The sequence below is a fragment of the Frankia sp. KB5 genome (assembly GCF_002099325.1).
GTDB classification, from domain to species: Bacteria; Actinomycetota; Actinomycetes; order Frankiales; family Frankiaceae; genus Frankia; species Frankia casuarinae.
The window spans coordinates 1-13,740 of the sequence record NZ_MRUJ01000044.1; the positions used below are offsets into that span (position 1 = coordinate 1).

At 70.7% G+C, this 13,740-nt stretch carries 10 protein-coding genes; 4 read left to right on the top strand and 6 right to left on the bottom strand.

Annotated features, from left to right (window positions below; all coding sequences use genetic code 11):
• Nucleotides 1–135: 135 nt before the first annotated feature.
• The 3 genes from KBI5_RS05120 to KBI5_RS05135 form a co-directional block, all read right to left on the bottom strand.
• Entirely contained in the window at nucleotides 136–609 is a 474-nt protein-coding gene (locus tag KBI5_RS05120) for a VOC family protein (RefSeq protein ID WP_085014449.1), read from the bottom strand.
• Between the two features lie 98 nt (nucleotides 610–707).
• A complete protein-coding gene (locus KBI5_RS05125; RefSeq protein ID WP_085014450.1) occupies nucleotides 708–2,297 on the bottom strand; it encodes an FMN-binding glutamate synthase family protein in 1,590 nt (529 codons plus the stop codon).
• A gap of 513 nt (nucleotides 2,298–2,810) precedes the next feature.
• Nucleotides 2,811–3,524 carry a hypothetical protein gene (locus KBI5_RS05135; protein ID WP_347272467.1) on the bottom strand — a complete coding sequence of 238 codons (714 nt, stop codon included), beginning with the start codon at nucleotides 3,522–3,524 and terminating at the stop codon, nucleotides 2,811–2,813.
• Between KBI5_RS05135 and KBI5_RS05140 the strand changes: the two genes are divergently transcribed.
• The 3 genes from KBI5_RS05140 to KBI5_RS05150 all read left to right on the top strand — a co-directional run bounded on the left by KBI5_RS05140 (nucleotide 3,523) and on the right by KBI5_RS05150 (nucleotide 10,350).
• Nucleotides 3,523–6,108 carry a carboxylate--amine ligase/circularly permuted type 2 ATP-grasp protein gene (locus tag KBI5_RS05140; protein ID WP_085014451.1) on the top strand — a complete coding sequence of 862 codons (2,586 nt, stop codon included), beginning with the start codon at nucleotides 3,523–3,525 and terminating at the stop codon, nucleotides 6,106–6,108. The genes KBI5_RS05135 and KBI5_RS05140 overlap by 2 nt on opposite strands.
• 273 nt (nucleotides 6,109–6,381) lie before the next feature.
• Nucleotides 6,382–8,166, top strand: coding sequence for an N-acetylglutaminylglutamine amidotransferase (locus KBI5_RS05145; protein WP_085014452.1), 1,785 nt, complete (start codon nucleotides 6,382–6,384; stop codon nucleotides 8,164–8,166).
• A gap of 63 nt (nucleotides 8,167–8,229) precedes the next feature.
• Complete coding sequence (locus KBI5_RS05150; RefSeq protein WP_085014453.1) at nucleotides 8,230–10,350, top strand: prolyl oligopeptidase family serine peptidase; 2,121 nt, start codon at nucleotides 8,230–8,232, stop codon at nucleotides 10,348–10,350.
• Nucleotides 10,351–10,452: 102 nt separating this feature from the next.
• Here KBI5_RS05150 and KBI5_RS05155 read toward each other — a convergent pair whose 3' ends face one another.
• Both KBI5_RS05155 and KBI5_RS05160 read right to left on the bottom strand, forming a co-directional pair.
• On the bottom strand, nucleotides 10,453–10,878 hold the full coding sequence (locus KBI5_RS05155; RefSeq protein ID WP_011437295.1) for a GNAT family N-acetyltransferase: 426 nt from the start codon (nucleotides 10,876–10,878) through the stop codon (nucleotides 10,453–10,455).
• Between the two features lie 58 nt (nucleotides 10,879–10,936).
• The gene (locus KBI5_RS05160; protein WP_043591288.1) at nucleotides 10,937–11,716 is read right to left on the bottom strand and encodes a sporulation protein; all 780 of its coding nucleotides are present in this window, start codon (nucleotides 11,714–11,716) and stop codon (nucleotides 10,937–10,939) included.
• A 223-nt stretch (nucleotides 11,717–11,939) separates the two neighbouring features.
• On the opposite strand from KBI5_RS05160, the gene KBI5_RS05165 reads away from it, so the two are divergent.
• Entirely contained in the window at nucleotides 11,940–12,515 is a 576-nt protein-coding gene (locus tag KBI5_RS05165) for a hypothetical protein (RefSeq protein WP_085014472.1), read from the top strand.
• A 101-nt stretch (nucleotides 12,516–12,616) separates the two neighbouring features.
• Here the strand turns inward: KBI5_RS05165 and KBI5_RS05170 are convergent, their stop codons facing one another.
• A complete protein-coding gene (locus tag KBI5_RS05170; RefSeq protein ID WP_085014454.1) occupies nucleotides 12,617–13,606 on the bottom strand; it encodes an aldo/keto reductase in 990 nt (329 codons plus the stop codon).
• Nucleotides 13,607–13,740 lie beyond the last annotated feature (134 nt).

Genomic DNA, 13,740 nt, shown 5'->3' on the forward strand with positions numbered 1-13,740 from the left:
CGCCCTGACCTGCGGCATCGCCGTGGCCTTGGCCGCCCGGCGTCGTCTCGCCAGCGTGCCCTGAGCGCGGCGCCCGTGCCCTGAGCGCGGCGCCCGTGCCCTGAGCGCGGCGCCCGTTGCGTCCGTCGCCGGGCCTCACGCCTCGTCGGCGGCCCGGCGCAACTCCTCGATGTCGAGCTTCGACATCTTCAGCATCGCCTGCATCGCCCGCTGGGACCGGCCCGGGTCGGGATCGTCAAGGAGCTCAGACAGGGCCGTGGGCACGATCTGCCAGGACAGCCCGTACCGGTCCTTGAGCCACCCACACGGTCCTGCCTCGCCACCGTCGGTCAGCCGGTCCCAGTACTCGTCGATCTCGGCCTGGGAACCGCAGCCGACCTGCAGCGAGATCCCCTCCGAGAAGGTGAACTCGGGTCCGCCGTTCAGCGCGACGTACTCCTGGCCATCCAGTTCAAACCGGACGGTCATGACCGTGYCCTCGGGACGGGGCCCGGCCGGGCCGTAGCGGGTGATGTCGACGATCCGCGAGTTCGGGAAGATCGACGTGTAGAACCTGGCCGCCTCCTCGCCCTGAGTGTCGAACCACAGACATGGCGTGATTGCTGGCATCCTCCGGTCCTTCCTGTCTGGATGAGAAGCGCGCGGCCATTTCCCGCACGAGCTTTTCCCGAAGAGCTTTTCCCGAAGAGCGTCGTGGTACCCCTGGATCAGGGGCGAAAGCGGTCCGGGTCGGCCGCAGCCCAGTCCGCGGCCCAGTCCGCCGGCGGCTCGACGAGCAGTTCCCCGGGTTCGAGCCACTCGTACAGCTCGGCGTAGCTACGGGTGTCGGTGTGGGTGACCCGGCGCATCAGCATCCCCGGATGCAGCTGTTCGGGACCGGCGCAGCCCAGCGAGGCGATCATCTGTACCGCCTGGGCCACCGCGGCCTGCTGGTAGCGGCGCACCCGCTCGCCCTTGTCCGCGACGTCCACCGCGCGGGCGCGGCGCGGATCCTGGGTGGCCACCCCGACCGGGCAGGTGTTGGTGTGACAGCGTTGCGCCTGGATACAGCCGACCGCCATCATCATCGCGCGGGCCGCGTTGGTGTAGTCGGCGCCCTGGGCGAGCCGTTTGACGATGTCCACCCCGGTGGCAATCTTGCCGCTCACCCCGATCCGGACCTGGTCTCGCAGGCCGACGCCGACGAGTGCGTTGTGCACCGTCATCAGGCCCTCGGTGAGCGGAGTACCGACGTGGTCCTCGTATTCCAGCGGCGCGGCGCCGGTGCCGCMCTCACCTCCGTCGACGACGATGAAGTCGGGGGTGATCCCCTCGGCCAGCATCGCCCGGCAGATCGCGAGCAATTCCCGCCGGGGCCCCATACACAGTTTGAATCCCGTGGGCTTGCCACCCGCGAGCTCCCGCATCCGGGCGATGAACAGCACCAGTTCCMGCGGAGTCGAGAAGACCCGGTGTCCCGGCGGGCTGACACAGGTCACCCCGGCCGGGACACCGCGGGCCCGCGCGATCTCGGCGCTGACCTTCGCCGCGGGCAGGATGCCGCCGAGGCCGGGCTTGGCGCCCTGGCTCAGCTTCAGCTCGACCATCCGGACCGACGGAAGAGCCGCCTTGTCCTTGAACAGCGCCGGGTCGAAGTCGCCGTCCGCCGTGCGAGCACCGAAGTAGCCGCTGCCGATCTCCCAGACGAGGTCGGCGTGGTAGCGCAGGTGATGCTCGGTGAGACCGCCCTCCCCGGTGTCATGGGCGAAACCGCCCGCCGCCGCGCCGCGGTTCATCGCGAGCACGGCGTTGCCCGATAACGCTCCGAAGCTCATCGCCGAGATGTTGAGCAGCGCCATGTCATACGGCTGGGTGCAGTCCGGGCCGCCGATGCGCACCCGGGGCGGCGGGGTGCCTGGCGCAACCGCCAGTGGCACCGTCGAATGCAGCAGGTACTCGTAGCCGACCGCGTTGACATCGCGCTCGGTGCCGAACGCCTGGTCGCTGTGGATGCCCTTCGCGCGTTCGTAGATGCTCGTCCGGATGTCGCGGTCGAACGGGCGGCCGTCGTAGTTGCGTTCGATGAAGTACTGCTGGATCTCCGGCCGGATGGACTCCAGCATGAAGCGGAGGTGGCCGAACACCGGGTAGTTCCGCAGGATTGCGTGCCGGCGTTGCGTGACGTCGTGGACGGCCAGGGCGAGCAGGGCGCCGGACACGGCGGCGGCCCCCCACCAGTCCGCCGACCACCACAGCCCGGCGGCGATTGCCGCCGCCATGAGCCCCGCCAGGGCCGGCAGTATCCCGAACGAGAACATCGCGATCCTTCCCTGCACCGGCCCCGTGCGCAGGCTGTGCGCGGGCCGCGGCCGGCGGAACCCGGCCGATCTGCCTGGACCCGTCGGGTCCGGCGCCTTCGACGCTATACGCCGGACGGTTCACGAGGTGTTCCACGGCCGCGCCGCGGCCGCGGGGACACGCAATGGGCGGGAACTCGCAATGGCGAGCTGGCCGTCGGCGAACAGGGTAACTCCCTGTTCACAACAACTTTCACAGCACTCCGGAATGTCGGCCTCTTTCTCTCGGGCATCGGACCACCGGGGCACCGACGAGGTGCTCGATCCGGGAGAAAGTTTCACCCCAACTTTCCGCAAGGCGGGATCCTTCCTCCACCGCTGTCGTTTCCACTCGAACCTGGATGACTTCAACCAGCCGGTCGCACCTGGGCCGGAGGGCGGCATCCAGGACGCCAACGGCAACTTCGGAACGCCTATGATGGGGGTCATAACCGTGTCGGACAAAAAGCGGTAGACGTCATCAAGCGGTAGACGTCATCGAGGGCCGGCATCATTGAGGTGTGCTGGAAGGAGCGGCACCACATCGTCAACATCCTGGACCGGGATGACGGTCGGCAGCGATGAATCCCGGGTGTCCACGGCCCAGGTGTCGAGACCGATCACCGTCTTCCCGGTCCGGAGCGCGAAGGAGATCTCACTGAGCGTTCCCCAGCTTCCGCCGACGGCGACCAACGCGTCGCTGCCGCGGACGAGCAGGCCGTTGCGCAGCTCGCCCATCCCGGTCGGGAGGCTGACGGTGAGATGGTCGTTTCCCTCGTCCCGGGACAGGCCCGGCAGCAGCCCGATCGTCGTCCCGCCGCATCCGTCCGTCCCGCCACACCCGTCCGTCCCGCCACACCCGTCGATCCTCCCGCCGGTGAGCCGGTCGGGCGACCGCGCGCCGCATCGGACACGCCGCGCCCTGCACGCTTCGTCACGTTTTATCGAGGCCCGGCGGGATAGTAGAGACCCTGGTGGGCCCGTCGGCCCCACCAGCAGGGCCGACGGGCCGGACGGACGGGTCGGACGAGAGTGGCCGCGCGGGTGGGCCGGGCTAGGCGTCGGGTTGAGGTGTCGGGTGGCGGCCGGTACCCGACGATGACAAGGGTGGGGGTGCAGGTCCGTGGCGAGTAGCGCGGGATTCTTCCCGAGGCGGGTCATATCTGTGACACGCATGCGTAACCGGCCGGCCGTAGCGTAGCCCGCCATGAGCGACGCACGAATCGTGGCCGTCGGCGTCGAGGAGGAATTTCACATCCTCGATCTCACTACCCGTCAGCTCGTTCCCAGGGCCGAGGAGGTCCTCCGTCGACTCGACGGGGACTCGTTCTCTCCAGAGCTATTGAAATCGGTTGTCGAGACGAACAGTCAGCCGACGGCGGATCTGCTGGAGCTGCGGACGAACCTGCTCGATCTGCGGCGGCGACTCGCGGAGGTGACCRGCGAGCTCGGGCTCGGGCCGGCCGCCGCGGGCACCGTGCCGATCGTGGACATGGATCTGCTCGACGTCTCCCGGGACGACCGTTACGAGCAGATGACCGAGGACTACCAGATCGTCGCGCGCGAGCAGCTCATCTGCGGCGCCCAAGTGCACGTCGACGTGGCCGACCGCGACCTCGCGATGGCCGTCGTCGCCTGGACCGCGCCGTGGCTGCCGATGCTGCTGGCGCTCTCGGCCAGCTCGCCGTTCTGGATGGGCGCCGACAGCGGCTACGCGAGCATGCGCACGCTGGTGTGGCAGCGCTGGCCGACCGCGGGGGTCGCCGGGTCCTTCCGGACCGCCGCGGAGTACGACCAGCTCGTGGCAGACCTGATCAAGTCCGGGGTGATCAGCGACCCGGGGATGGTCTACTTCGACGTCCGCCCGTCGGCCCACCTGCCCACCGTCGAGCTGCGCATCTGCGATGCCTGCCCGGACGTCGACAACGTCATCCTTATCGCCGGGCTGTTCCGGGCGCTGGTGTGCCAGGCCATCGAGGAGATCGAGGCCGGCGGCCAGGCCCCGCCGCCACGCGCGGAGCTGCTGCGCGCGGCGACCTGGCGGGCGGCCCGGTCCGGCCTGGAGGGCGACCTCGTCGACATCCTCGGTGCCGGCCCGATACCGGCCCAGGCCATGCTGCGCCGGCTGCTCACCGAGGTCCGCCCGCAGCTCGAACGGTTCGACGACTGGGAGCTCATCGACAACCTGGCCGAACAGGCCGTCGGCCGGGGCAGCTCGGCGCACCGCCAGCGCCGGGCCTTCGCCCGTCGGGGTCTGCTCACCGACGTCGCGGATCTGGTGCTGGCCGAGACCCGCGACGTCCCGCCCGCGGGGGCGGCGGCCGCGCTGGGGAGCGCGCCCGCTGTGTCCGCCTCCGACCAGATCGCGCCGCGGCTGCTCGAGCGCTACCAGCCGACCGGGTACGACGAGATCGTCGACGCCCGCGGCGCGGTCCGTCCCCAGTACCGGGCCGTCATGCGCACCTTGGAACGGCTCGGCCCGGGCATCCTCGACGAACGGGTCGGGACGCGCGAGGCCGAGCAGAACGACCGGGGGATCGTCTTCCGGGCCTCGGGGGACTCCGCCAGCCGTCCCTTTCCGTTCGACCTGGTCCCGCGGATCATCGCCGCCGACGACTGGACGACCCTGACGACCGGGCTGAGCCAGCGGGTCCGGGCCCTGGAGGCGTTCCTGCACGACATCTACGGCGAGCGGGCGGCCGTCGCCGACGGGATCGTGCCGGCCTGGGTGGTCAACGACGCGCCGAGCCTGCGCCACGGCGGTCGCGCCGTCGGCCCGGACGCCATCCGGGTGACCGTCGCCGGCATCGACCTGGTCCGCGGCGGCGACGGCGGCTGGCTGGTGCTGGAGGACAACCTGCGCGTGCCGTCCGGTATCGCCTACGCCATGGAAGGCCGGCGGCTCGCCGAGTCGGTGCTGCCGGAGCTCGGTCCGCCGGCCGGCATCCTGCGACTGGACGGCATACCCGCCCTGCTGCACGAGGCGCTGGTCGCGGCGGCCCCGGCGGCGGCGACGGGGGACCCGGCGGTGGCCGTGCTGACCGGCGGGAAGACCGACGCGGCGTACTTCGAGCATTCCCTGCTCGCCGAGAAGATGGGCGTCGCGCTGGTGGAACCGGCGGATCTGCTGGTCGACGACAACGACGTCGTCTACCGGATCGACGGCTCCCGGCGGTGCCGCGTCGACGTCCTCTACCGCCGGATGGACGAGGACGACCTGTTCGGCGCCCTCGGAGCCGCCGGCACCCCGCTGGGGCTCCCGCTGCTGCGCGCGATCCGGGCCCGCCGGGTCGGCATAGCGAACGCTCTGGGTAACGGGGTGGGTGACGACAAGGTCGTCTACGCCTACGTCCCGCGGATGGTCACCTACTACCTGGGCGAGCAGCCGGTGCTCGATGACGTGCCGACCTATGTCTGCGGCGACCCGGAGCAGTGTGAACACGTGCTGGACAACCTCGATCAACTGGTGGTGAAACCGGTCGACGGGTACGGCGGGTCCGGCGTGGTCATCGGGCCGCACGCCGAGCCCTACCGGCTTACCGAGGTCCGCGAGCGGATCCTGGCCAATCCCCGGCAGTGGATCGGCCAGGAACTGGTGTCGCTGTCGACCCATCCGACCTGGCATGACAGCCATCTCGAACCCTGCGCGGTGGATCTGCGGGTCTTTGTCTACGCCGGGCGGGAGCCGCGGGTGGTGCCCGCGGCGCTCAGCCGGGTGGCGCCTCCCGGCAGTCTGATCGTCAACTCCTCGCAGGGCGGGGGATCCAAGGACACCTGGATTCCCCGCCGTTAGCCGGTGATTCCCCGCCGTCAACCGTTCCGTGGCCGATACTCTCCGTAGTCGGATCCAGGGTGGCCCGGTCTTCCGTCGCGGGATGCGCTGCGGTTCMGTGCGGGATGCGCTGCGGTTCCGTGCGGGTTGGCGACCGAGGGAGTTGGCAACATCGCGGACACTGTTGTGAAATCTCCGTCCTCGAAAGTGAGGTCGTAGTCAACGGCTGCGGTATCGGGAAGGAAGCCTCGGGGAATGGATCTCGCCTGACCTCATCGATCGACGGGAGCGCACATGTGCGGGCTGAGTGGCGAGCTGAGATTCGACGGCCGGGGAGCGAACGTCGACGCGGTGGTGCGGATGACCGCGACGATGGTGCCGCGGGGCCCGGACGGCGTGGGAGTATGGTCCGCCGGCCCGGTCGCGTTCGGGCACCGTCGCCTGAAGATCATCGATTTGTCCGAGTGCGGTGCCCAGCCCATGGTGGACAACGAACTCGGCCTGACCACGGTGTTCAACGGGTGCATCTACAATTATCAGGAGCTGCGTGACGAGCTGATCGCGGCCGGCTACCGCTTCTTCTCCACCTCCGACACGGAGGTGATCGGCAAGGCGTACCACCGGTGGGGGAGACGCTGCGTCGACCACTTCGCCGGGATGTTCGCCTTCGCCATCGCCGAGCGGGACAGCGGACGGCTGATCCTCGCCCGGGACCGGCTCGGCATCAAGCCGCTCTACCTCACCGGGAACAGCGAGCGCCTGCGGTTCGCCTCCACCCTGCCGGCCCTGCTCGCCGGCGGCGGCGTCTCCTCCGACATCGACCTGGTCGCCTTTCACCACTACCTGTCGTTCCACTCCGTGGTGCCCGCACCGCACACGATTCTGGCCGGGGTGCGCAAGCTGCCCGCGGCGACCGTGCGGGTGGTGGAGCCGGACGGCACCTCGACCGACGACCTGTACTGGCGTCCCAGCTTCACCCGCGATCCCGCGCACGCGGACTGGACCGCCCGTGACTGGCAGGACGCGATCGCCGAGCGGCTGCGCCTCGCGGTGYGCCGCCGGATGGTCGCCGATGTCCCGGTCGGCGTGTTGCTGTCCGGTGGGCTGGACTCCAGTCTGATCGTCGCGCTGCTCGCCGAGGCGGGGCAGAAGGATCTCGCGACCTTCAGTGTCGGGTTCGAGGCCGTCGGCGGCGAGCCCGGCGACGAGTTCGTCTACTCCGACGTCATCGCCCGGTACTTCGACACCGACCACCATCAGATCCGGGTGCCGGGGACGAGGCTGCTGCCCGCCGTCGACGCGGCCGTCGCCGCGATGAGCGAGCCGATGGTCAGCCACGACTGCGTGGCCTTCTACCTGCTCTCCCAGGAGGTCTCCCGGCACGTCAAGGTCGTGCAGTCGGGGCAGGGCGCCGACGAGGTCTTCGCCGGGTATTCCTGGTATCCGCCGCTGGCGGGTGTTGGGCGGACCGACGCCGTCGACGCCTACCTGCGGGTCTTCGCCGACCGACCGCACCGGGACCTGCCCGCGATGGTGGAGCCGCACCATCTCATCGAGGCCGATGCCAGCCGGCACTTCGTCGCCTCCCACTTCGCCCGGCCGGGCGCCGAAACCGCCGTTGACGCCGCGCTGCGCATCGACTCGACGATCATGCTCGTTGACGACCCCGTGAAACGGGTCGACAACATGACGATGGCCGCGGGGCTTGAGGCCCGCACCCCGTTCCTCGACCACGAGTTGGTCGAGCTCGCCGCAGCCTGCCCGCCGGAGCTGAAGCTCGCCTCCGGCGGCAAGGGTGTGCTCAAGAACATCGGCCGCCCGCTGATGCCGGTCGACGTCATCGACCGACCCAAGGGGTACTTCCCGGTGYCGGCGATCCGCCATCTCGACGGGCCGTTCCTGGACCGGGTGCGCGAGGCGCTCACCGATCCGGCRGCGAAGGCGCGGGGTCTGTTCCGGCCGGTGTGGGTCCAGACGATGCTCGCCGCCCCGAACGACAACCGCACGGCGCTCGGCGCGAACGCCCTGTGGCAGGCCGCGCTGCTCGAGATGTGGCTCCAGACCCACACGGTCGCATGATCTACGTACATCGCACGACCCACGTACATCGCACGACCGAGTCGCATGATCCCTTGGAGTGACATGATCCGACCCGCGGTGGTGGCGCAGCCGGTGGTGGGACGGCCGGTGGTGGCGCACACCGTCGACTCCGGGCGTCCCGGCGATCTGTCCGACGCCTGGGTCGCGGCGGCGAGCTGTCGCGCACCGAGTACCGGCCCGCATGGTCGGCTCGCCTTCGTCGGCGATCGCGGCGGCGCCCCCGCGCTGTGGATCCGGGACCCGGATGGCCGGGAGCGCCCGGTTGACACCGGCCCCGGTCATGTCCGGGCGGTCCTGTGGTCGCCGACCGACGACCGGATCGCCGTCCACGTCGCGCCGGGCGGCGGGGAGCTCACCGAGGTCCGGACCGTCCGGGCGGACGGCGGTGACCTGCGCCACCTGGCCGGCGGCGGGAGGCGGGCCGCCACCCCAGCCCGCTGGACCGACGACGGCCACGGCCTCGTCGTGACCGAGTCCGACCGCTCCGATCCGTCCGGCCGCACCGCCGCGGTGCTGATCGACTCCGACGGGCGACGGACCCGCCTCGCCGCCGGAGTGGCGCTGCAGGTGTGCGACGTCGTCGTTCTCCCCGACCCCGCGCCGGACGGGACGGGGAGCGGCGGTCCGGGGCGGGGCCCGGCCGGTGGCGGGTACCGCCTGCTGCTGCGGGAGGGCCCCCGTGGCGTCCGGCGGGTGCTCGTGGTCGACACCATGATCGCAGCCAGGGAGGGGATCGCAGCCAGGGRGGGGATCGGCGGGTCATGGCAGGTGCCCGGCGGGACGGCGACCACCGTGACCGGTCGGTTCGTCGCCGACGGCCGTCGCCTGCTGCTGCTGTGCGACATCGGGCGGGACCGGGCCGCGTTGTTCGACGTCCCCGTCGACCCCACGGGCGATCCGACCGGCGGGCCGCGGGTCCTCGCYGCCCGGGATGACGCCGATCTGGAGCGGTTCGCCCTGCTCGATCCGGATCGGGCGGTCGTCGTCTGGAACGTGGGCGGGCGCAGCGAGCTCGCGCTGGTCGATCTGCCCACCGGACGGTCACTGACGCTGCCGCCGCTTCCCCGCGACGTCGTCACCGGCGTGCTCGTCCGGCCCGGGGGGCGGGAGCTCGTGCTTGCCCTGGATGGTGCCACCAGGCCGGGGGAGATCTGGACCTGGGATCTCACCGCGCCATCCGCCGGCTACCGTCGGCTGATCTCGCACGCTCCCGTCGAGGCAGTGACCATCCCGGGACCGCGGGTCGTCCTGAACATCGACGTTGACGGCCTGGGATCCGACAGCCCGGGGCCATCCGGGCCATCCGGGCCATCCATGCCATCCGGGCTATCCGCGCCGGCGCGTGTACCCGGGATCCCCGGGCCCCGCACCGGTGACCACCCGCGGCTGGTCCGTCCGGTGCCGTGCGCCCTGCCGGCCCACGACGGCCGGGAACTGTCCGGTTGGTGGTACCGCCCGCACGGCCCGCGAGGACCGGTCCCGACCCTGCTCCACCTGCACGGCGGCCCGGAGGCGCAGGAGCGTCCCGTCTACAACCCGCTGTTCCAGGCCGTGCTCGCCCGGGGGATCGCGGTGTTCGCGCCGAACGTGCGCGGCTCCACCGGATTCGGCCGGTCGTTCGAGGAGGCCGATCACACCCATCGTCGGTTCGGCGGCATCGCCGACGTCCGCAGCTGCGTGGCGCATCTGGTCGCGACGGGCCTGGCTGACCCGGACCGGATCGGCGTCGCCGGCCGCTCCTACGGCGGCTATCTGACGCTGGCGGCGATGGTCCACTTCCCGGAGCTGTTCCGGGTCGGGGTAGACGTCTGCGGGATGGTTGATCTGGAGAGCTTCTATCAGTACACCGAGCCGTGGATCGCCGCGTCCGCGGTCACCAAGTACGGTGATCCACGCACCGAGCCGGCGTTGCTGCGGGCGCTGTCCCCGCTGCACCGGATGAGCGCCCTCGCCGCGCCGTTGCTCGTCGTGCATGGGGAGAACGACACCAACGTCCCGGTGATCGAGGCGGAGCAGACGGTCGCCGCGGCCCTCGCTCGCGGCGTCGACTGCCGTTACCTGCTCTTTCCCGGCGAGGGGCACGAGATCGCGGATCTGCGCCACCGCAGGTCGTTCGTCCGAGCGGTCGTCGACTGGCTGACCCCCCGGCTGCTGACCCCCTGACCCCCTGACCCCCTTGTCCCCTTGCCCCCTTGCCCCCCTGACCCCCTGTCCCCTGACCGCCGGACGGCTGACGGCCGGGGGAGGGACTGCGGCGGAGGGACCTCAGAGTCGGCGGGTGAAGTGGAAGGCCGCGATCGTGAAGCCGGTTCGCAGGTAGAGCCGGTGCGCCTCGTAGCGGTGGGTGCCGGCGTCGAGATGGATATGTTCGCAGCCGAGCCGGCGCGCCTCCCGTTCACTCCAGGCGAGCAGCCGGGTGGCGTGCCCCCGCCCCCGCGCCGCCAGGATCGTGGACAGATCGTCGATGACCAGATGCCGCCCGTAGGCGAGCGAGGTCACCTGCCGGAATCCGACCGCCGCGACCACCCGTCCCAGCTCCCCGTCCCATGACGCGACCAGGCGGTAGCCCTCGGGGCGCTGGACCTCGTTGACGAGCTTGACGAACCCGGTGGAGGTCAGGTGCGGCCGAAGCTGCCGCATGGGGTCGAACGCCAGCCAGGTACGATCCGCCTCCAGCTCCTCGATCTTCACATACCGTATTCTTGCAGCTTCACCAGGTGAGCCGACGTCCCCCGGACGGGTAGAGCGCTCAGAACCAGCCGCGGCGGCGGCCCAGGTGCTCCAGCTGCTGGTGGAGCAGCCCGGCGAGCTGGTGCCGGTCGGTGTCGTGGTGGCCGAGCCGGAACCGGCTGAGCTCGTCGCCGCCGGAGGACAGCAGCCCACCGCGGCGGTCGGCCTCCAGGACGACGTCCACCCCGGAGCCGTCGACGAGGAAGGTGACCTCCAGTTCGGAGATGCGCCGGGCGTACTCGCCCGACGGCTTCAGCTCGATCTCCTGGTAGAAGGGCAGGTCGGAGCCGTGTAGGCGGCCCTTCTCGACGTTGGCGGACTTGAAGTGGAAGCCGAGGTCACCGAGGGCGGCGAGCACCGCCTCCTGGACGGGCAGCGGGTGCACGTTCACCGCGTCGAGGTCACCCGGGTCCACCGCCCCGGGGATGGCCAGCTTGGTCCGCACCCCGATCTTCATCCCGTGCAGATGCCACCCGCCGATGTCGGTGATCGGGGTCTGCCACGGCACGGGCAGCTCGAAGCGGCCGCTGATCTGCTGCTCCGGGTGGATAGTGAAGCCGCCACCGATCTGCTGGGTACCGAAGGTGACCTGCTCGTGCCAGGTCGAGTCGTCGGTCTCGACCTCGACGGTCGCCTCGAGCGCGACGAGGACCTTCTCGATCTTCTGCTCGACCTTGCCGCCGGTGACGGTGGTCAGACCGGTCACGACCTGGCCCGGCAGGGTTTCCGGACGGTCCAGCACGGTCTCGACCGCGGCCCCGCCCACGCCGAGCCGCGACATGAACCGCTTCATCCCCATGGTGTGCCCGTCCTCCGCTTCCGTTCTCGTGTGTGCGCAGGACACGTTCTCACATCCGCCTGACGACCGGACCGCCGGAACGGCTCCCGGGTCGGCAGGGTGACAGCGGGCGGGGCGGGTGACAGCGGGCGGAGCGTGTCAACGGGCGGAGCGTGTCAACGGGCTGGTGACGCGGATGGGGTACGGCGTCCGGCTTCGGGGCGAACCGGTACCATTCCGCTTCGTGACCTGCATCGTCGGGGTACAGCAGGACGGCCGGGTCGTGATCGGTGGGGACAGCGCCGGTGTCGCTGGCTGGTCTWTCACTGTCCGTGCGGATACCAAGGTGTTTCGTAACAGTGAGTTCATTATGGGGTTCACTGATTCGTTCCGGATGGGCCAGCTGCTCCGCTACAGCCTCGTGCCCCCGGTCCCGCAGGACTGGGATCTCGATCGGTTCATGGCGACGGACTTCATCGCGGTGGTCCGGGACTGCCTGCGTGACGGCGGCTTCGCCCGCAACGACTCCGGCAATGAGAGCGGCGGGCTGTTCCTGGTCGGCCTCCGCGGACACCTCTACCGCATCGACTCGGACTACCAGATCGGCCGCAGCGCGGACAACTACTATGCGGTCGGCAGCGGCGACGAGTACGCCTGCGGCTCGCTGCACAGCACCCGGGGCCTCGACCCGAAACAGCGGGTCCGGATGGCGCTGGAGGCCGCGGCCCACCACTCGACCGGGGTGTGCCCGCCGTTCCACATCATCTCCTCCGACGACATCTCCTCCGACGACGTGACCACCTACGACGCCTCGGACTGACCGGGCGCCTCGGACTGACCGGGCGCCTCGGACTGACCGGGCGCCTCGGACTGGCCGGGCGCCTCGGACTGGCCGGGCGCCTCGGACTGGCCGGACAGCGGTCAGCGGTGGAGCCGTTCCGCGGCCAGCGCGGCGAAGGCCGACGTGCCGGCGAGCGGTTCGAAGCGTTGCGCGGCTGCGGTCAACGTGCCGTACTCGTCCTCGGTGAGCGTGATGTCGGCCGCGGCGGCGTTGTTCTCCACCTGGGCGACGCTGGACGCCCCCGGGATCGCGACGACCGACGGATGATGGATCGCCCAGGCCAGCGCGATCTGGGCGGGGGTGGCGTCGTGCGTGGCGGCGACCTCGCGTAGGACGTCGAGCAGCGGGGTGGCGCGGGCCAGATTCYCGGTGAGGAACAGCGGGTTTATCGCGCGGATCCGCCCGGTCGGGCGGTTCGTGACGTCGTAGCGGCCCGAGAGCAGCCCCTGGCTCAGCGGGCTCCAGGCGATCACGATCCGGGACTCCCGGGCGGCGAACGCCAGCAGCTCCTCGCCCCGCCTGCGCCGAACCAGGCTGTACTCGACCTGGTTGGACAGGATGGGCGCGCCGAGCGCCGCCTCGGCGTCCTGCCAGCGGGTCAGCGAGTAGTTGCTGACCCCGACGTCCCCGACGAGGCCGACGGCGCGCAGCGCCGCCATCCCGCGCATCGTCTGGCCGTCCCTGATCACCGGATTGGGCTGGTGGACCTGATACAGGTCGATGCGGTGCACCCCGAGCCGGTTCGCGCTCGCGACCGCCCGCTGCTCGACGATCGGAGCCAGCGGGAGCACGGGGAACACCTTCGTCGCCACGTACGCCCGGTCCAGCGCGTCCGGGATCCCGGCCAGCGCCGAGCCGAGGATGCGTTCGCTGCGTCCCATCCCGTAGATCTCGGCGGAGTCGAACAGCGTCACCCCGAGTTCGAGGGCCCGGCGCACGATGCGCCCGGCCTCGGTGTCGGCGTAGCTCGCCCCGTACCCCCACTCCCTGGACCCGAACTGCCAGGTTCCGAGGCCGATCTTGGATATCTTCTTACCGCTGGCTGTCGTGATGCCCTCGACGTAGCGCATCTGTCCAGTGAACGCCCGACCATGTCGGAGCGCGAGAGGAGCCTCACCGGTAGCCGCTCCGATGCCGGTGTCGTCGTCGAATCGTCCTGTCCGCGAATCGTCTTGTCCGGGGATCGACAGCGTTCCCGGCGCCG

Bases quoted from the DNA above. Each gene is read 5' to 3' on its own strand.
- KBI5_RS05160 (WP_043591288.1), bottom strand. From the start codon at position 11,716: ATGGGGATGAAGCGGTTCATGTCGCGGCTCGGCGTGGGCGGGGCCGCG.
- KBI5_RS05135 (WP_347272467.1), bottom strand. From the start codon at position 3,524: ATGGCGGGCTACGCTACGGCCGGCCGGTTACGCATGCGTGTCACAGAT.